This is a genomic window from Streptomyces catenulae (assembly GCF_000718015.1).
GTDB lineage: Bacteria > Actinomycetota > Actinomycetes > Streptomycetales > Streptomycetaceae > Streptomyces > Streptomyces catenulae.
Window position 1 is genome coordinate 57,113 of sequence record NZ_JODY01000034.1, and the last position, 19,511, is coordinate 76,623.

Annotated in this window: 11 protein-coding genes and 1 pseudogene; 6 read left to right on the forward strand and 6 right to left on the reverse strand. The window is 72.0% G+C overall.

Features of this window, described 5'->3' with window-relative positions:
- The first annotated feature begins 289 nt into the window (after positions 1 to 289).
- The gene (locus IF23_RS0125570) at positions 290 to 2,602 is read left to right on the forward strand and encodes a bifunctional glycosyltransferase/CDP-glycerol:glycerophosphate glycerophosphotransferase (RefSeq protein ID WP_051739893.1); all 2,313 of its coding nucleotides are present in this window, start codon (positions 290 to 292) and stop codon (positions 2,600 to 2,602) included.
- A 63-nt stretch (positions 2,603 to 2,665) separates the two neighbouring features.
- On the opposite strand, the gene IF23_RS0125575 is transcribed toward IF23_RS0125570, so the two are convergent.
- The gene (locus tag IF23_RS0125575; protein WP_030287613.1) at positions 2,666 to 3,292 is read right to left on the reverse strand and encodes a TetR/AcrR family transcriptional regulator; all 627 of its coding nucleotides are present in this window, start codon (positions 3,290 to 3,292) and stop codon (positions 2,666 to 2,668) included.
- Between the two features lie 275 nt (positions 3,293 to 3,567).
- On the opposite strand from IF23_RS0125575, the gene IF23_RS0125580 reads away from it, so the two are divergent.
- Together IF23_RS0125580 and IF23_RS0125585 are read left to right on the forward strand one after the other, a co-directional pair.
- Positions 3,568 to 4,506, forward strand: a complete 939-nt coding sequence (locus tag IF23_RS0125580) for an ABC transporter permease (protein ID WP_030287615.1) — start codon at positions 3,568 to 3,570, stop codon at positions 4,504 to 4,506.
- 130 nt (positions 4,507 to 4,636) lie between these two features.
- Positions 4,637 to 5,371: an ABC transporter ATP-binding protein gene (locus IF23_RS0125585; RefSeq protein ID WP_051739896.1), complete on the forward strand. Its 735-nt coding sequence runs from the start codon at positions 4,637 to 4,639 to the stop codon at positions 5,369 to 5,371.
- Positions 5,372 to 5,504: 133 nt separating this feature from the next.
- Here the strand turns inward: IF23_RS0125585 and IF23_RS0125590 are convergent, their stop codons facing one another.
- The 3 genes from IF23_RS0125590 to IF23_RS0125600 all read right to left on the reverse strand — a co-directional run bounded on the left by IF23_RS0125590 (position 5,505) and on the right by IF23_RS0125600 (position 12,464).
- A complete protein-coding gene (locus tag IF23_RS0125590) occupies positions 5,505 to 10,514 on the reverse strand; it encodes an NAD-glutamate dehydrogenase (RefSeq protein WP_030287619.1) in 5,010 nt (1,669 codons plus the stop codon).
- A 569-nt stretch (positions 10,515 to 11,083) separates the two neighbouring features.
- Positions 11,084 to 11,746 carry an HAD family hydrolase gene (locus IF23_RS0125595; RefSeq protein ID WP_030287621.1) on the reverse strand — a complete coding sequence of 221 codons (663 nt, stop codon included), beginning with the start codon at positions 11,744 to 11,746 and terminating at the stop codon, positions 11,084 to 11,086.
- Between the two features lie 223 nt (positions 11,747 to 11,969).
- On the reverse strand, positions 11,970 to 12,464 hold the full coding sequence (locus tag IF23_RS0125600) for a DUF6912 family protein (protein ID WP_030287623.1): 495 nt from the start codon (positions 12,462 to 12,464) through the stop codon (positions 11,970 to 11,972).
- A gap of 315 nt (positions 12,465 to 12,779) precedes the next feature.
- On the opposite strand from IF23_RS0125600, the pseudogene IF23_RS35685 reads away from it, so the two are divergent.
- A pseudogene (locus tag IF23_RS35685) lies at positions 12,780 to 13,484 on the forward strand (Rv3235 family protein); the annotation flags it as partial.
- Here the strand turns inward: IF23_RS35685 and secA are convergent.
- A complete protein-coding gene (secA, locus tag IF23_RS0125610; protein ID WP_245655110.1) occupies positions 13,435 to 16,320 on the reverse strand; it encodes a preprotein translocase subunit SecA in 2,886 nt (961 codons plus the stop codon). The pseudogene IF23_RS35685 and the gene secA sit on opposite strands and share 50 nt — an antisense overlap.
- A 239-nt stretch (positions 16,321 to 16,559) precedes the next feature.
- Between secA and IF23_RS0125615 the strand changes: the two genes are divergently transcribed.
- Both IF23_RS0125615 and IF23_RS0125620 read left to right on the forward strand, forming a co-directional pair.
- Entirely contained in the window at positions 16,560 to 17,171 is a 612-nt protein-coding gene (locus tag IF23_RS0125615; protein ID WP_030287628.1) for a GNAT family N-acetyltransferase, read from the forward strand.
- 90 nt (positions 17,172 to 17,261) lie between these two features.
- Positions 17,262 to 18,446: a winged helix-turn-helix domain-containing protein gene (locus IF23_RS0125620; RefSeq protein ID WP_030287630.1), complete on the forward strand. Its 1,185-nt coding sequence runs from the start codon at positions 17,262 to 17,264 to the stop codon at positions 18,444 to 18,446.
- A gap of 92 nt (positions 18,447 to 18,538) precedes the next feature.
- Here the strand turns inward: IF23_RS0125620 and IF23_RS0125625 are convergent, their stop codons facing one another.
- On the reverse strand, positions 18,539 to 19,291 hold the full coding sequence (locus tag IF23_RS0125625) for a response regulator (protein ID WP_030287632.1): 753 nt from the start codon (positions 19,289 to 19,291) through the stop codon (positions 18,539 to 18,541).
- Between the last annotated feature and the right edge of the window lie 220 nt (positions 19,292 to 19,511).

Here is a 19,511-nt window from a genome sequence, read left to right on the forward strand (position 1 = left end):
TGTAGAGGCGCGCCGCCCCGGTCCGGTTCCGCCGCCCACCGTGAGGTGGCCCACGCGCGCGGGCGCCCGTACGCGTACAGGCGGGGCGTTCGGGGACTACGGACGGTGGTTGCGGGAAACTGGCGACATGCCCGTCCTTGGCCCGATATGTAACGAGGGCCACAGAACTTTCCGGTAACGGGCGGCAACCCTTTCCGGTGAACTCCAGTCATATAACTGGCGCAGATATGCCTTCCGTAGGGATTTTTCCCGCCGTCCGCGCTCGTTCGTCACGAGGAGTAGCCGTCACATGTCCGAGGCCGTCACCGGTTCCGCACCCCGCTTCAGCGTCATCGTGCCCGTGTACAAGGTCCAGGGTTACCTGCGGGAATGCCTGGACTCGGTGCTGACGCAGGACTTCACCGACTTCGAGGTGATCGCGGTCGACGACCGGTCACCCGACGGCTGCGGCGCGATCCTGGACGAGTACGCCGCCCGCGATCCGCGGGTGCGGGCCGTGCACCACACGGAGAACGGCGGCATCGGCCGGGCCCGCAACACTGGCGTGGAGCAGGCGCGCGGCGACTACCTGCTCTTCCTCGACAGCGACGACACCTACGCACCCGGCTCGCTGCGGGCGATGGCCGACCGCCTGGAGCAGACCGCGGACCCGGAGATCCTGCTCTTCGACCACGTCCGTACGTACTGGTGGGACAAGGTCCAGCCGAGCGCCAGCGGGGAGCTGCTGGCGCAGACGGGCACCGAGACGTTCCGCCCGGCCGACCGGCTGGAGTTCCTCAACCTCTTCGCGGTCGTCTGGAACCGCGCCTTCCGCCGCGACTTCTTCACCGGCAACGGCTTCGCCTTCACCGACGGCGTCTACGAGGACGCGCTCATGGTCTACACGACCATGCTGACCGCCGAGACCGCAGGCTGCCTGGACCAGGTCTGTGTGGAGTACCGCCAGCGCCGCCAGGGCAACTCCATGAAGACGCCGGGGCGCACCCACTTCACGATCTTCGCGCAGTACCGCCGCCTCTTCGCCTTCCTCGACACCCGCCCGGACCTCGACCGCGTCCGCCCGCTGATGTTCGAGCGGATGGTCAGCCACTTCCTCTTCACCTTCGCCCGCGACAACCGCGTCACCCCCGCCGACCGCCCGGAGTTCTTCCACCGCGCCGCCGCGATGTACCGGCAGCTGGAGCCCGCCGGTTTCGTGGTGCCGCCCGGCATCGACGGTGCGAAGTACCAGGCGCTGCGGCGCGGCTCGTACCAGGCGTTCCAGGCGCTGAAGCTGGTCAACGGCGCGCGGATCGCCGGGCGCGACCGGCTGCGGAAGACCCGCCGCACCCTGGGCAAGCAGGCGTTCCACCGCTTCTACCAGCTCCAGCTGCGCCGCCCGGTCGACGAGCACCTCGCGGTCTACTCCGCGTACTGGAACCGCACGCCCGCCTGCAACCCGCTCGCCGTCTACGAGAAGGCGAAGGAGCTGGCGCCGCAGGTGCACGGTGTCTGGGTGATCCGTAAGGGCATGGAGGACACCGTCCCCGCCGGGGTGGACTTCGTGGTCGCGAACTCCCCGCGCTACTGGGAGGTGATGGCCCGGGCCAAGTACCTGATCAACAACGTCAACTTCGCCGGGGAGATCGTCAAGCGCCCCGAGCAGGTGCACCTCCAGACCCACCACGGCACGCCGCTGAAGCGGATGGGCATCGACCAGCAGAAGTACCCGGCCGCCGCCAAGGGCATGTCCATGCGCAAGCTCCTGGAGCGCGCCGACCGCTGGGACCTCTCCCTCACCTCCAACCAGCACTCCGCCGAGCAGTGGGAGCGGGTCTACCCGTGCGCCTTCCGCTCGCTCGACGCCGGTTACCCGCGCAACGACGTCTTCTACCGCGCCACCGCCGAGGACGTCCTCGCGATCCGCGAACGCCTGGGCATCGCCCCCGGCCGCACCGCGGTCCTCTACGCGCCGACGGTCCGCGACTACCAGGCCGGTTACGTCCCGCGGATGGACCTGGAGCGCGTCACCCGCGAGCTGGGCGACGACGTCGTCCTGCTGGTGCGCACCCACTACTTCTACGGCGCGGACCCCCGCCTCGCGGAACTCCAGGAGCGCGGCGCGCTGATCGACGTCTCCACGTACCCGGTCGTCGAGGACCTCTGCCTGGCCGCCGACGCGCTGATCACGGACTACTCGTCGATCATGTTCGACTACGCCAACCTGGACCGGCCGATCATCACCTACGCCGACGACTGGGACGTCTACGTCCGCTCCCGCGGCGTCACCTTCGACCTGCTCTCCGGCGAGAGGGGCGAGACGCCCGGCGTGGTCGCCACCGACGAGGACGAGCTGATCGAGGCGTTCCGCAGCGGTCGCTGGGACGGCGCGGAGGCCACCGCGCTGCGCACCGCCTTCCGCGCCCGCTTCTGCCAGTGGGACGACGGCCACGCCGCGGAGCGCGTGGTGCGCGCGCTCTTCCTGGGCCAGCAGGCGGCACCGGCGCCGCTGCCGCTCGACGGGCGCACGGTGGCACCGTCGCCGCGGGAGGCGGCCGCGGCGACGGCGCCGGTCACCGTGGCGGCCGAGGTCCCCGCCGAGGACGTACAGCTGGCCGGCTGAGCCGCCGCGGCGGGAGGCGGCGGCCCGGCCGCTTCCTCCCGCCGCCCAGCGCGCCCCCCGCCGCTACCTCCCGCCGCCCAGCGCGCCCGTCACCGCGTCCGCCAGCTCGTCCAGATAGCCGTCGGGCAGTTCGTCGCGGGCGACCACCAGCCGCCAGTACAGCGGCCCCGTCATCAGGTCCAGCGCCAGCCGCCCGTCGGCGTCCGCGGGGAGTTCGCCGCGCTCGACGGCGCGGGCCACCATCGCCGCCGCCATGCCCTCCTGGCTGTCGTGGAGCGCGGCCTTCAGCGCCTCCGCCAGCTCCGGGCTGCGCGCCGCCTCGGCCAGCAGATCCGGGATGATCTGCGAGGCCATCGGGTGGCGCAGCGCCCGCGCGGCCACCTCCAGGAGCATCCGCACATCGCCGCGGAGGGTGCCCGTGTCGGGCGTCGGCAGCCCCTCGGCGGCCAGCGCGGAGACCACGTCCAGCACCAGATGGAGCTTGGAGCGCCAGCGCCGGTAGACGGCCGTCTTGCCGACCCCGGCCCGCCGCGCGATGCCCTCGATCGACATCCGGGCGAACCCCACCGCGGCCAGTTCCGCGAAGACCGCGGCCCGGATCGCCGCGGTCTTGTCCTCCCGCAGCACGGCCGCCCCGGCCGGGGCCCGGCGTGCCGTCGCGGACGCGTTCTCGCTCCCGTTCTTTGCCATGGCTTGAGCATAGCGTCACGACGCTACGGTTGCGTCTCGACGTCGCCTCGCCCTAGTCTCGCTCCGACGTCACGACGGAACGGTCCCGTTCCGACGTAGGCGCCGCGCCTGCCGTACGCCGACCCCGTACGGCACCCGGCGTCTCCGGCCCGGACCTCCCGATCCACCCGACCCTCCCCGCCGTCCGCCCCGCGCACCCCGCGCGCCGGACCCCGTCGCCCCTCGGTGCGCACCGGACCCGCTCCGCGCCCGTCGGCCCGTACGAAAGCGGCCCCATGCCCCAGACCCTCGCTCCCCCCGCACCGGCCGGACCGGACACCGCCCGGCTCCCCGGCCCCGGCGCCACGCCCGATCCGCACCTGCGTGAGCTGGCCGCGCGCCACGGGCTGACGCTCAGCGGCGCCCGCCCGGCCCTGCCGGAGTACTCCCGCCGGCTCTGGGCCCGGCGCCACTTCATCGGCACCTTCGCCACCGCCCGGCTCACCGCGCTCTACACCACCGCGCGCCTGGGCCAGCTCTGGCAGGTGATGACGCCGCTGTTCAACGCCGGGGTCTACTACCTGATCTTCGGGATGCTGCTCCACACGGACCGCGGCATCCCGGACTTCATCCCGTTCCTGTGCACCGGAATCTTCGTCTTCACCTTCACCCAGTCCACCGTGCTCGCCGGGACCCGCGCGGTCTCCGGCAGCCTCGGGCTGGTCCGCGCGCTGCACTTCCCGCGCGCCTGCCTGCCGATCGCGTACACCCTGATCCAGCTCCAGCAGCTGATCTTCTCGATGGGGGTGCTCGCCGCCATCGTGCTGCTCTGCGGGGTGCCGCTGACCTGGCACTGGCTGCTGATGATCCCGGCGCTGCTGCTCCAGTCCGTCTTCAACGCCGGACTCGCGATGGTCATGGCCCGGATCGGCGCCCGCACCACCGACACCGCCCAGCTCATGCCGTTCATCCTGCGCACCTGGATGTACGTCTCGGGCGTCTTCTACAACCTCTCGGTCTTCACCCAGCACGCCCCCGCGTTCATCGCCGCCGCCCTGAACGCCAACCCCGCACTGATCTACATCGACCTGATGCGGTACGCCCTGATCGACTCCGTCCGCGCCTCCGCGCTCCCCGCCCACGTCTGGCCGATGGCCCTGGGCTGGGCGCTGCTCTCCGGCGCCGTCGGCTATGTCTTCTTCTGGAAGGCGGAGGAGGAGTACGGCCGTGGCTGACACCACCACGCTCGCGGAACACACCGGAATTGGACCCACCACCGGCGCGGCCGGACGGCCCGGCACCGTACCGGCGCCCGGCGCCCCCGCCGACCCGCCCGGCGGACCCGACGACCGCGTCCCCACCGTCATCGCCGACAACGTCCACATCGTCTACAAGGTCCACGGCGCCGGGAGCGGGCGCGGCAACGCGGTCTCCGCGCTGCGCCGGATCGTCCGCCGCACCACCACCGCCGGGACCCGCGAGGTGCACGCCGTCCGCGGTGTCACCTTCACCGCGCACAAGGGCGAGGCGATCGGCCTGATCGGCTCCAACGGCTCCGGGAAGTCCACCCTGCTGCGGGCCGTCGCGGGGCTGCTGCCGCCCGCCGCCGGACGCGTCTACACCGACGGCCAGCCCTCGCTGCTCGGCGTCAACGCGGCGATGATGAACGACCTCACCGGCGAGAAGAACGTCATCCTCGGCGGTCTCGCCATGGGCATGAGCCGCGAGGAGGTCCGCGAGCGCTACCAGGGCATCGTCGACTTCTCCGGCATCAACGAGAAGGGCGACTTCATCTCGCTGCCGATGCGGACGTACTCCTCCGGCATGGCCGCCCGGCTGCGGTTCTCCATCGCCGCCGCCAAGAACCACGATGTGCTGATGATCGACGAGGCGCTGGCCACCGGCGACCGCGCCTTCCAGAAGCGCTCCGAGGCCCGTATCCGCGAACTGCGTGAGGAAGCCGGCACCGTCTTCCTCGTCAGCCACAACAACAAGTCGATCCGCGACACCTGCGACCGCGTCCTCTGGCTGGAGAAGGGCGAACTCGTCATGGACGGCCCGACCGAGGAGGTCGTGTCGGCGTACGAGGCGCACAAGTAGCCCCGACCTGCGCACTCGTCCCCGTACGGCGATGTGCGCTCGTCCCCGTACGGCAGCAGGCGACGGCCCCGGAGCATTCCGCTCCGGGGCCGTCGCCGTGCGTACGGGCCGGGGCCCGCCGCTCAGCCGGGGATCAGCTGTGCGTCCGCATCAGGGTGCGCATCGTCCGCATCGCGACCGAGAGGTTCGCCAGGTCGAAGCCCTCCGAACCGTGGATCTCCTCCAGGGTCGCGCGGGCGCGGCCCAGGATCGCGGCGTTGTTCGCCTCCCACGCCGAGAACCGCTGCTCCGGCGTGGCGGAGGCGTCGCCCTCGGACAGCACGTCCGAGGTGAGCGCGGCGTGCGCGGCGAACAGGTCCTCACGGATCGACGCCCGCGCCATCGACTGCCAGCGGTCGTCACGCGGCAGCTCCAGGATCCGGTCCAGGAGCTGGTTGATCCGCAGCCGGTCGCCCAGGTCGTAGTAGACCTCGGCGACGGCCAGCGGCTCCTTGCCGGTGCGGTCGGCGACGGCCACGATGTCCAGCGCCGGGAAGACCGACGAGAAGCCGGACACCTGGACGGCCAGCGCCTCCGGCACGCCCGCCTCGGTCAGCTCCGCGAGGTTCGCCTCGTACCAGTCACGGGCGCCGCCCTGGAGCAGCTTCGGCAGCTGCTCCCAGACCGCGGCGACCCGGTCGCGGAAGAAGTCGATGGTCCCGGAGAGCTCCAGCGGCTGCGGGCGGTTGTTGAGCAGCCAGCGGGTGCCGCGCTCGACGAGCCGACGGCTGTGCAGCCGGATCCGGGTCTGGACGGCGGCCGCGACGCGGTTGTCCAGCGCCTCGACGTCGTCCCACACCTGGCCCAGCCGGAAGATCGCCCGCGCGGCGGTGTGCGCCCGCACGACCTCTTCCAGCGAGGCGCCGGTCTCCTCCCGCATCCGGTGCAGGAAGCTCGTCCCACCGGTGTTGACGGTGTCGTTGACCATCACCGTGGTGACGATCTCGCGGCGCAGCGCATGGCCCTCGATCTGCTCGGCGAACTTCTCGTGCAGCGCGGACGGGAAGTACGCGTTGAGCAGGTGCTGGAGGTACGGGTCGTCCGGCAGCCCCGTCCGGATCAGCGCATCGGCCACCGTGATCTTGGTGTACGCGAGCAGCACCGCGGTCTCCGGCTGGGTCAGCCCCCGGCCGTTGCTCAGCCGCTCGCGGATCTGCCGGTCGGTGGGGAGGAACTCCAGCGCCCGGTCGAGGTGACCGTCGCGCACCAGGCGGCGCAGGAAGCGCTGCTGGGCGTGGATCATCGAACCGGACTGGGCCTGGGCCAGCGCCAGCGCGGTGTTCTGCGCGTAGTTGTTGCGCAGCACCAGCGCGCCGACCTCGTCGGTCATGGCGGCGAGCAGCTTGTTGCGCTGCTTGACCGTCATGTCGCCGTCGGCGACCACGGCGTTGAGCAGGATCTTGATGTTCACCTCGTGGTCGGAGGTGTCCACACCGGCGCTGTTGTCGATCGCGTCGGTGTTGATCTTCCCGCCGTTGGTGGCGAACTCGATCCGGCCCAGCTGGGTCAGACCGAGGTTGCCGCCCTCGCCGACGACCTTGGCGCGCAGCTCGTCGCCGTTGACGCGGATCGCGTCGTTCGACTTGTCGCCGACATCGGCGTGCGACTCGGCCGACGACTTGACGTAGGTGCCGATGCCGCCGTTCCAGACCAGGTCCACCGGCGCCTTGAGGATGGCCTTCATCAGCTCGGCGGGCGTCATCTTCTTGACGCCTGCCTCCAGCCCGAGCGCCGCGCGGATGTGCGCGTTGATCGGGATGGACTTCGCCGTCCGCGGGTGGACGCCGCCGCCCTGCGACAGCAGCTCGGTGTTGTAGTCCGCCCACGACGACCGCGGCAGCTCGAACAGGCGGCGGCGCTCGGCGTACGAGGTGGCCGCGTCCGGCTTCGGGTCGAGGAAGATGTGCCGGTGGTCGAAGGCGGCGACCAGGCGGATGTGCTCGCTGAGCAGCATGCCGTTGCCGAACACGTCACCGGACATGTCGCCGACGCCGACGGCGGTGAAGTCCTGGGTCTGGGTGTCGTGGCCCAGCTCCCGGAAGTGGCGCTTGACCGACTCCCAGGCACCGCGGGCGGTGATGCCCATGCCCTTGTGGTCGTAGCCCGCGCTGCCACCGGAGGCGAAGGCGTCGCCCAGCCAGTAGCCGTACGACTCGGCGACCTCGTTGGCGATGTCGGAGAAGGTCGCGGTGCCCTTGTCCGCGGCGACAACCAGGTAGGTGTCGTCGCCGTCGTGGCGGACGACGTTCTGCGGGTGCACGACCTCGCCGCCGACGAGGTTGTCGGTGATGTCGAGCAGACCGGAGATGAAGGTGCGGTAGCAGGCGACGCCCTCGGCGAGCCAGGCGTCCCGGCCCTGCGACGGATCCGGCAGCTGCTTGCCGACGAACCCGCCCTTGGAGCCGACCGGCACGATGACGGTGTTCTTCACCATCTGCGCCTTGACCAGGCCGAGGATCTCCGTACGGAAGTCCTCCCGCCGGTCCGACCAGCGCAGACCACCGCGCGCCACCTTGCCGAAGCGCAGGTGCACACCCTCGACCTTCGGCGAGTACACCCAGATCTCGAACGCCGGGCGGGGCGCCGGGAGGTCGGGGATCGCCTGCGGGTCCAGCTTCATCGAGAGGTACGCGTGCGGGCGGCCCTCGGCGTCGCGCTGGTAGTGGTTGGTGCGCAGGGTGGCCTTGATGACGGTGAGGAACGAGCGCAGGATGCGGTCCTCGTCCAGCGAGGCGACCTGGTCGAGCGCGCCGTCCAGCTCCTCCAGCAGACCGTCGATCAGCTCGGTACCGGCGCTCTGCCGCTCCGGCGAGAGCCGCGCCTCGAAGAGCGAGACCAGCAGCCGGGTGGTGTGGACGTTGTTGGCGAGGGTGTCCTCCATGTACGTCTGGCTGAAGGTCGACCCGGCCTGCCGCAGGTACTTCGCGTAGGCCCGCAGCACCATCGCCTGACGCCAGTCGAGACCGGCGCGGAGCACCAGCTCGTTGAAGCCGTCGCTCTCGGCGGCGCCGGTCCACACGGCGGTGAAGGCGTCCTGGAAGCGCTCGCGGGAGTCGTCGCCGTTGACCTTCTCCGGCATCCGCAGACCGAAGTCGTAGACCCAGGCCAGCGTGGCGTCGGAGCAGGGCAGCTCGTAGGGGCGCTCGTCGACGACCTCGACGCCCAGGCGGTTCAGGCCCGGCAGCACCTTGGAGAGCGAGACCGGCTCACCGGTGCGGTAGATCTTGAAGCGGCGCTCGTTGGGCGCGGCGCCGACCGGCTGGTAGAGGCTGACCGCGAAGTCCTTGCCGCTGTCGGCGGCGAGCTTCTCCAGGTGCTGGATGTCGGCGACGGCGCTGCGCGGGGAGTTGTCGGCCTTGTAGCCCTCGGGGAAGGCGTGGCCGTAGCGGCGCAGCAGCTCGGCGGCGCGCTCCTCGCCGACCTCGGCGGTCAGCGCCTCGGCGAAGCCGTCGGCCCACGAGCGGGCGGCCTCGACCAGCCGCGCCTCGATGCGGTCCACATCGGCGTCGGTCAGGTCCGGCAGCGTGGCACCGGGCTCGACGCGGACGACGAAGTGCAGCCGGGAGAGGATCGACTCGGTGTTCCAGGCGGTGAAGTCGACGCTGGTGCCGCCCAGCTCCTCCTTGAGGATGTCGATCAGCCGCAGCCGGACGCCGGTGGTGTAGCGGTCGCGCGGGAGGTAGACCAGCGCGGAGTAGTAGCGGCCGTACTCGTCCTGGCGGAGGTAGAGCCGCAGGCGGCGGCGCTCCTGGAGGTAGAGGACGCTGGTGGCGATGGACCGCAGCTGGTCGACCGGGGTCTGGAACAGCTCGTCGCGCGGGTAGGTCTCCAGGATCTGGAGCAGGTCACGGCCGTCGTGACTGTTGGGCGTGAACCCGGCGGCCTCCAGCACCTCGGCGACCTTGCGGCGGATCACCGGCACCCGGCGCACCGACTCGGTGTACGCCGCCGACGAGAAGAGGCCGAGGAAGCGGCGCTCGCCGATGACGTTGCCGTCCTTGTCGAACCGCTTGACGCCGACGTAGTCGAGGTAGGACGGGCGGTGGACGGTGGCGCGGCTGTTGGCCTTGGTGAGGATGAGCAGCTTGTGCTCACGGGCCTTGGCGCGGGCGTCGGCCGGGAGGCGGTTGAACGACGGGGAGACGGGGTGGCCGTCGTCCTCGGCGTGCACCGGGTCGGCGCGCAGGATGCCGAGGCCGGTGCCGGGCACGGCGGAGAGGACGTCCTCCTCGGCGTCGCCCTCACCGGGGGCGGTGATCAGCTCGTACTCGCGGTAGCCGAGGAAGGTGAAGTGGTCGGCGGCGAGCCAGCGCAGCAGCTCGCGGGCCTCCTCGATCTCCTGGTCGCGCAGGTCGTCGGCGGTCGGCTCGGACGGCAGCTCGTCGGCCATCCGCAGCGCGGCGCCGCGCATCTTCTCCCAGTCCTCGACGGCCTCGCGGACGTCGGAGAGCACCCGGAGAAGGTCCGCGGTGATCTGCTTGAGGTCCTCGCGGTCGGTCTCGCGGTCCATCTCGACATGGATCCACGACTCGGTGACCGCGTCGTGCGGCAGCTCCGGCTCGGCGGCCTTCGCCTTGGCCTTGGTGGTCCGGCCCTTGCCCTTGGCCGCGGGCTTCGCGGCGGGCGCGGCGGCGGCGTGGGCCTCACCGGGGTCCAGGACCTCCAGGAGCTTGCCGGTGACGTCGCGGCGGACGGTGACCTGCGGGTGGATCACCAGATGGATGCCGCGGCCCTGCCGGGACAGCTCGTTGGTGACCGAGTCGACGAGGAAGGGCATGTCGTCGGTGACCACCTCGACGACGGAGTGGCTGGAGGTCCAGCCGTTCTCCTCGACGGTCGGGGTGTGCACCCGGACGTTGGCGGTGCCCTGCGGGCGGTTCTCGGCGAGGCGGAAGTGCGAGATCGCGGCGCCGAACACGTCCACCGGGTCCCGGTCCACGAGGTCCTCGGTGGCGGTGTGCAGGTAGTAGCGCTGGAGATAACCCGTGAGGGTCTCCTGGTCGAGACCTCTGACCGGCTTCTTGCTCCCGGCCGGGCTGCTTTCAACGACCCGGGCCGCCCGTTCGAGCAGCTCGGTCTTGGCTTCATCCAGCTTGTTCTGCATGTCCTCTGGCTCCTGTCGCGCGCCGTTGCGTGACGTCGTGGAAGAACTCCGTGGATGCTGCACAACGCCGCGGTGACGCGGGGTGTCCTGTCGCTGCCGACGCTATGCCGCGCTGAGCGCGGGCCTGGGCGCGGTCGAAGACTGTTGACGTAGTCGTCACGCGCTCGTGGCCGCAGAGACCAGCGGCCGCCCGGTCACATCCGTGTCCCGGGCGCAGGGCGGGGACCTCGATGCCCCCGCGAGTTATCGCGCTGATCACGCTGCAAGGCTATCGCTCTTCGCTTCGGTGCCGTCATCGGCCTTACACGTCCAAATCTCTCCCCCGAACTTAGACCTTCTGGACAACGGACTACCGGAGGGTTTGTGCGTGGGGGGACGGTCGGGGGCGGTCCGGCCAGGGGCATCGCCGCAGGTGCGGGCGGTGCGGGGCGGGCCGACGCGGCCCCGGGAGCCGACGGGCACGGGCACGGCGGAAGCCGGGCGGGGGCGCCGGAGGGCGGGCCCCGCCGCGCCGGAGCCGGGCCGCGGGCCACTGCCCGCGGGCAGTGCCGTTCGTCACGGCCGCCGGCTCACGCCGCCAGGTTTCCGGCCACCTCGACCGCCTCGGCGAGGGTGTCGACGATCGGGACGCCCGCCGCCCGGAGCCGGTCGCGGCTGTGCGAGCCGCCGGTGTAGAGCACCGCCCGCGCCCCCGCGTGCCGGGCCGCCACCGCGTCGTCCACCGCGTCCCCGATCACGACCGTACGGCCCGGGTCCACCGACCCCAGCGCGGCGAGGTGGGCCACCATGTCCTCGCTCTTGCCGCCGCCGGAGGGTCCCTTACGGCCGTCCACCCGCAGGAAGTGCGGCTCGATGCCGAAGCCCCGCACCAGGGGTATCAGCTCGTCGTGGCCGAACATGCTCAGGATCGACTGGCTGCCACCGGCCTCCCGCCACCCCGCCAGCAGCGTGTCCGCGCCGTCGGTCAGCCCGCACCGCCCGTGGCGCTCGGTGTAGTGGCGGTGGAACGCCTCGTCCATCACCAGCCACTCGGCGTCCGTCGGCATCCGGCCCATCAGGTGCTCGTAGAAGAGCGGCACGGGGACGCGGTACAGCTCGCGGTAACGCTCCAGCGTGATCGGCTCCATGCCGACCTCGGCGAAGGCCGCGTTGGTCGCCCCGATCACGGCGTCGATGTCGTGGAACAGCGTGCCGTTCCAGTCCCACACGAGATGTGTCGCGCGCTCGCTCATTCCAGCCCCCTGTCCGCTGCACCGCCCTGCGCCGGGCACACGAAAAACCGTACCCGCCCCCACCGACAACGCCCCCGCGCCGCCTCCGGCTCCCGGGGCACACGCCGGGCGCGACGCCTCACGCCCGGGGCGCGGACCCGGGCGCTCCGGCTCCGGGCCGCCGCGTACGGCCGCGCGCCCGTACGCGGAAAGCGCCGGTACGGCCGCGCCCGGCGCCGTCGTCTCAGCCGAGCAGTGCCGGGATCTCCTGGACGCCGAACCACATCAGGTCGTGGTCCTCCGCGCCCTCGACCGTCCGCAGCGCGGCCTCGTCGCCCCCGTCGGCGGCGGCGAGCGCGGTCGCGGCGGCCGCGACGGCCCGCTCCGCGTCGGACGCGTCCACATGGACCGCCGCCGCCTTCTTCATCGGGACCGGGCCGGTCACCCGCACCGCGGCGGGGTCCTCCGCACCGCCGGGTGCGGCCGTCACCGCGGCGTCCGGCACGTCCACCGCGACCACGACCCGGCGGCGCGCGGCGTCCGGCCGCGCGGCGAGCTGCCGCAGCGACGCCTGGGCCGCGTACCCCAGGGCGGTGTACTCCAGCTCCTCGATGTCGTCGGAGAGCCACGCGCGCAGCGCCGGGGTGACGGCGTACGCGTCCAGCGGGCCGGGGCCCAGCTCCCCCTTGCCGTGCACCTCGGCGAGCCCGGGAAGAGTCAGGGGGACGTAGACGCGCATGACAGCCGCTTTCACTCAATTCACGCAATTTCATCGAGCCCGGAGAGGTACCCGGCGCCCGGCCGGGCGCCAGCCAGCATACGGGCGCGCGTCCCCTTTCGAGGGGCGCCCCCACGGCCCGGACGGTGCCGTTCCGGCGCTCCGGGACCCGCTTCCCGGGGCCTGTTCACGCGCCCGCCACCCGGAACGGTGAACTTTCCGACGCCCGCACAGCGGCGGACAGCTCATTGCCCGCGCCGCGGCCGGTCGGTAGAAGAGCCCCACCGAAGCTACTGCCCGGTAACGGACCGGGCCCGGCAGAACGGGGGCGACCGCATGACCGGCACCACGACCACCCTCCCGACCCGCACCACCCCGCCCACGGAGCCCGCCCCGCCCGGCTCCCCCGCCGACGGCTTAACCACCGTCCCGCGCCCCCGCTGGGCGCCCCAGCCCCGCACGCCTTCCCCGGCCCCGGCCTCCGACCCCGCCGCCCAGGCACCGACCGCAGCAGCGCCCTCCACCGGCGGCACCCCGCCCCGCTCCCCGGCGGGCCGCCGACCGACGGGAAGCGCGGGCGGCTCCCGCCCGGGCCCCGGCCCCAGGGGACGCGCGGGCGCCCGCCCGACCGGCCGCGCGGGCACGGGCCCCGGCGGCCGCGCGGGCGCCGGGCCCGTCGCCGGGCGGGCCCTCCCCGGGCGCTCCGTGAGCGCTGCGGCCGCGGTCAGCAGGCGGACGGCGGGCGGTGCCGCGCTGCCTACGCCCGGCGCCCAGCGGCGCGCTCAGGAGCGTCGGCCGCACCAGTGGTTCGCCCGGCAGCTGCTCCGCACGCTCACCGGCGAGCTGCCCGTCCACGCCCTCCTCGGCCATGCGCTGCCCGCCGCCTACGACCGCCTGATCGAGCTGGCCCCGCTCGCCCCGCTGCGGGGGACATGGCCGCACGATGTGCCGACCCTGCGGGAGTGCGGGCTGAGCAGGCCGTGCGACGGCGTCATCGAGGCGTTCGCCCGGATCGCCCACGGCGAGCGGCTGCGCGCCCTCGCCTTCCGGCTGGAGCTGGGCGCCGACGCCCGCTGGCGCTGCGCCGCCCTGGACATCGGCCCGGCCCCGGACGGCTCGGGCCCCGGACCGTGCTGAACGGGCCGCACGCCCGGGCCGGACGTTTCCCGGAGACGACGGCGGGGGGCCCGGGCCGCGGGCACCGCGGGCGCCCCCGGCCGGGCTGCGGCGCCTCCAGGCCCTTGGCGTGGATCTCCGGACGGCCCGCACCGGCGGGAACCGCCTCCGGGGCCTCCTTCTCCAGGGACGTCGTCGCGCCCTCCGCCACCGGGACCTCCTCGACCTGCTGCTCGACCTGGACCTCCAGGTTGAACAGGTAGCCGACGGACTCCTCCTTGATGCCCTCCATCATGGCGGTGAACATGTCGAAGCCCTCGCGCTGGTACTCGACCAGCGGGTCCTTCTGGGCCATCGCCCGCAGGCCGATGCCCTCCTGGAGGTAGTCCATCTCGTAGAGGTGCTCACGCCACTTGCGGTCCAGGACGGACAGCACCACGCGGCGCTCCAGCTCCCGCATGATGTCGGAGCCCAGCTGCTCCTCACGGGCGGCGTACTGGTCGGCGATGTCCTCCTTGACCGCCTCGGCGATGAAGTCGGAGGTGATCCCGGCGCGGTCGCCGACCTCGTCCTCCAGCTCCTCGACGGTGACCTTCACCGGGTAGAGCTGCTTGAACGCGCCCCACAGGCGCTCCAGGTCCCACTCCTCGGCGAAGCCCTCGACCGTCTCCGCCTGGATGTAGGCGTCGATGGTGTCGTCCATGAAGTGCTTGACCTGGTCCTGGAGGTCCTCGCCCTCCAGGACGCGGCGGCGCTCGCCGTAGATGACCTCACGCTGGCGGTTGAGCACCTCGTCGTACTTCAGGACGTTCTTCCGCGTCTCGAAGTTCTGCTGCTCGACCTGCGACTGGGCAGAGGCGATGGCCCGGGTGACCATCTTGTTCTCGATCGGGACGTCGTCGGGGACGTTGGCCATCGCCATGACGCGCTCGACCATCTGGGCCTTGAACAGCCGCATCAGGTCGTCGCCCAGGGAGAGGTAGAACCGCGACTCGCCCGGGTCGCCCTGACGGCCGGAGCGACCGCGCAGCTGGTTGTCGATCCGGCGCGACTCATGGCGCTCGGTGCCCAGGACGTAGAGCCCGCCCAGCTCCTTGACCTCCTCGAACTCCGCCTTCACGGCCGCCTCGGCGCGCTCCAGCGCATCCGGCAGGGCGGCCGCCCACTCCTCGACGTGCTCGACCGGGTCGAGGCCGCGGCGGCGCAGCTCGGACTCGGCGAGGTCGTCCGGGTTGCCGCCGAGCTTGATGTCCGTACCACGACCGGCCATGTTCGTGGCGACCGTCACGGCGCCCTTGCGGCCGGCCTGGGCGACGATCGACGCCTCCCGCTCGTGGTGCTTGGCGTTGAGGACCTCGTGGTCGACGCCGCGCTTCTTGAGCTGCTGCGAGAGGTACTCGGACTTCTCGACGGAGGTGGTGCCGACCAGGATCGGCTGGCCCTTCGCGTGCTTCTCGACGATGTCGTCGACCACCGCGTCGAACTTCGCGGGCTCGGTGCGGTAGATCAGGTCGGCCTGGTCCATCCGCTGCATGGGGCGGTTGGTCGGGATCGGGACGACGCCGAGCTTGTAGATCTGGTGGAACTCGGCGGCCTCGGTCATCGCCGTACCGGTCATGCCGGAGAGCTTGTTGTAGAGGCGGAAGAAGTTCTGGAGGGTGATCGTGGCGAGCGTCTGGTTCTCGTCCTTGATCTCCACCCCTTCCTTCGCCTCGATGGCCTGGTGCATGCCCTCGTTGTAGCGGCGACCGGCGAGGATACGGCCGGTGTGCTCGTCGACGATCATGACCTCGCCGTCGATGACGACGTAGTCCTTGTCGTTCTTGAACAGCTCCTTGGCCTTGATCGCGTTGTTGAGGTAGCCGACCAGCGGGGTGTTCACCGACTCGTAGAGGTTGTCGATGCCCAGCCAGTCCTCGACCTTGCTGACGCCGGACTCGTGGATGCCGACGGTGCGCTTCTTCTCGTCGACGTCGTAGTCGCCGGTCTCCTCGATGCCGCGCTGCGGGTTGGCCGCCTCGCCCTTCTTCAGACGGCGCACCAACTTCGCGAAGTCGCCGTACCACTTGGTGGCGGAGTCGGCCGGACCGGAGATGATCAGCGGCGTACGGGCCTCGTCGACGAGGATCGAGTCGACCTCGTCGACAATCGCGAAGTTGTGGCCCCGCTGGACGAGTTCCTCCTGCGACCAGGCCATGTTGTCGCGGAGGTAGTCGAAGCCGAACTCGTTGTTGGTGCCGTACGTGATGTCGCAGCCGTACTGCTCACGGCGCTGCGCCGGGGTCATGTCGGCGAGGATGCAACCGACCTGCAGGCCCAGGAACTTGTGGACCCGGCCCATCATCTCGGAGTCGCGCTCGGCGAGGTAGTCGTTGACCGTGATGAGGTGGACGCCTTCGCCGGAGAGGGCGTTCAGATACGCCGGGAGGGTGCCGACGAGGGTCTTGCCCTCACCGGTCTTCATCTCGGCGACATACCCCAGGTGAAGGGCCGCGCCACCCATCAGCTGGACGTCGTAGTGGCGCTGGCCGAGCACCCGCTTGGCGGCCTCGCGGACCGTGGCGAACGCCTCGGGCAGCAGGTCGTCCAGGCTCTCGCCGTCCTTGAAGCGCTCCTTGTACTCATCGGTGAGCGCCCGCAGCTCGGCGTCGGAGAGGGCCGCGAAGTCCTCTTCGATGGAGTTGACCTGCCCCGCGATGCGGTGCAGTTTGCGCAGGATCTTTCCTTCGCCTGCACGCATGAGCTTGTTGAAGACGGACACTTGGGCTGGTCTCCTTGCCGGTCGGGCCTGCACGGTCGGGTGCGCGGGCGCGGCATTTTTCCAAGGGGCAGGCCCCGCCGCAACGGCCATCGTAAAGGAGGACGCCGTCCGGTCGGGAGGTCCGCCGCAGCGAACCCCGCCGACCCCTCTTCCCATGAACGCGCGAGGCCGCGAGAAGGTGCCGGGCGGGGCGGTGAAATCCCTTCGCACCCGTACCCCGGTGGCCGCAGAATCCCTCCATGAGACCCGTCACCCTCACCACGGAGCGCCTGCTGCTGCGCCCGTTCCGGCCGTCGGACGCGCCCGCGGTGCACACCGCCTGCCAGGACCCGGACATCCCGCGCTGGACCAGCGTCCCGTCCCCGTACACCGTCCGGGACGCCGAGCACTTCACGGGCGTGTTCTCCCCGCAGGGCTGGCGCGCGGACTCCGATCTGTCGTTCGCGGTGCTCACCCGGGACGCGGAGACGCTGGTCGGCGCGGTGGGCCTGGTCCGTCTGGAGCGTCTGCGCACCCCGGAGCGCCAGGCCGAGCTGGGGTACTGGACCGCCCGGGAGCAGCGCGGCAAGGGCTACACCGCCGAAGCCGCCGCCGCGGTGGTCCGCTGGGCCTTTTGCGAGCTGGGCGTGGAGCGTCTGGAGTGGCGCGCCGAGGCCGGCAACCACGGCTCGTGGGCGGTCGCCCGCCGCACCGGCTTCCACCGGGAGGGCACGCTCCGCGGCGAGCTGGTCCGCGGCGGGACCCGCCGGGACGTCTGGATCGGCTCGCTCCTCCCCTCCGACCTGCCGGACCTCGACACGCCGTCCGGCGGCGCCGCGGCGCGGACGCCGTATCTGCCGTACGAGGAGTGAGGCGGCGGCGCGGGCCGGAAGGCACGGCTCCGCCGGGTGCGGGCCACCGCGACCGCGGCGTTGTCCGTGGTCGCCCCTACGCTGTGCCGCATGACCGCCGTGACACCGCAACCGCACTCCGTGACCGCACTCTCCCGTGACGAGGCGCGGCGGCTGGCCCTGCGCGCCCAGGGCCTGCTGGGTGCGGACGGCCGCCGCGCCGGGGTCCGCGGGGTGCTGCGCCGCCTCGGCTCGGTGCAGCTCGACACGATCTCCGTGCTCGCCCGCTCGCACGAGCTGATCCCGTACAGCCGCCTCGGCGCCGTCGACCGTACGGAGATCGAGTCCGCCTACTGGAGCGGCGGGCGCAGCTTCGAGTACTGGTCGCACGCCGCCTGCATCCTGCCCGTCGAGGAGTGGCCGCTCTTCGCCTTCCGCCGCCGCGCCTACCGCGCCCACCCGCACTGGCACCACGAGCTCTCCCCCGCCGCCTACGACGCGGTCCTCACACAGCTGCGGGAGCGGGGTCCGCTCACCGCGAGCCAGCTGGGCGGCGCGAAGAACGGCGGCGAGTGGTGGGACTGGAGCGCCTCGAAGATCGCGGTGGAGCGCGCCCTGATGTACGGCGAGGTGGTCTGCACCCGGCGCAGTGGCTGGAAGCGGGTGTACGACCTCGCCGAGCGCGCCGTACCGGCCCCGCTGCTGGCGGACGAGCCGACCGACGACGACTGCGTGCGCCGTCTGGTGGCGCAGGCGGGCGCCGCGATGGGCGTCGCCACCCGCGCCGATCTCGCCGACTACCACCGCCTCAAGGCCGCGCAGGTGGACGCCGTGGTGGCCGACTCCGGGCTGGTGCCGGTCGAGGTCGAGGGCTGGTCCCAGCCCGCCTGGGCCGACCCCGCGGCGCTCGCGGCCCCGCCGCGCGGCCGCCACCGCACGACGCTGCTCTCCCCGTTCGACTCCCTCATCTGGGACCGCCCGCGCACCGAGCGGATCTTCGGCTTCACCCACCGCCTGGAGGCGTACGTCCCGCGCGCCCGGCGGATACACGGCTATTTCGCGATGCCGCTGCTGTCCGGGGGCCGGTTGATCGGCCGCGTCGACCCGGCCCGCGAGGGCAGCACGCTCGTCGCCCGCCAGGTCTCGATGGACGGCACCGCGGCGGCCCGCCCGATGGCGCAGGCGCTGTACGAGGCGGCGGGCTGGGTGGGGTGCGACACCGTCCGGGTGGAGCGCTGCGACGACCCGGCACAGGCCGCCGCGCTGCACCGGGAGCTGATACACCTCGGCGGCTGACCGGGGAGGCGGTGACCGGCCGGGCCGCGCGGACAGGAGCGCGGGGCCCGGCGCCGGAGCGGGCCCGTCCTGGGCCAGGCGTCCGCCCGGCGTCAGCGGATTTCGAGGATCTTCTCCCGCATCGCGTAGACCACCGCTTCCATCCGGGAGTGCAGCTGGAGCTTCTCCAGGATGTTGCGGACATGGTTCTTCACGGTGTTCTCGGAGATGAAGAGTTCCTTGGCGATGTCGCGGTTGTTCATGCCGGTGGCGACGAGCTTGAGGACCTCCAGCTCCCGGTCGGTGAGGCGGGGCGCGGGCACCAGCCGCCGCTCGTCGGTGCGCTGGATCATCGACTTGAACTCGGTGAGCAGCTTGGACGCCATCGAGGGGCTGATCTGCGACTGCCCGTCCGCGACGGCCCGGATGGCGGTGGCCACCTCGTCCGTGGAGATCTCCTTGAGCAGATAGCCGGTGGCCCCGGCCTTGATCGCCTCGTAGAGATCGGCCTCCTCATCGCTGATCGTCAGCATGATGATCTTCGCGCTGGGGGCCACCTCCTTGATGGCGGTGCACGCCTCGATGCCGCCGCGCCGGGGCATCCGTACGTCCATCAGCACGATGTCGGGCAGCAGGTCGGCGGCCTTCTCCACCGCCTCGGTGCCGTCCCCGGCCTCGCCGATGACCTGGATGTCCTCCTCCTGGGCCAGCACGATCTCCAGCCCCCGCCGGAAGAGGGCGTGGTCGTCGACGACCAGCACCCGGATCGGCTCCTTGCGTGACGGCTCCGTTCCCCTCCCGCACGCGTCACCGGCGCCGTTGCCGCCGCCCGCGTCGCCGCGCACGGGTCCGAAGCTGTCCCCCATCGTCCCTCCCCGTCAACTGCCCGGCCCGATGGCCAGAGCTTGGACACAAGGCTGGTTGACAACAGCCCCCGCGGCCAGCCCGATCAACGCCATACGGCCGCGTCCCCGGCACCCCAGGTGCCCCCGCGCCATGGCCCGGCACCAACTCTATACGGCATCAACTCCTCCCCCATGCAGGCGTGATGGTGCCCCCGGGCGCACGCCGGGGGCACCATGGGGA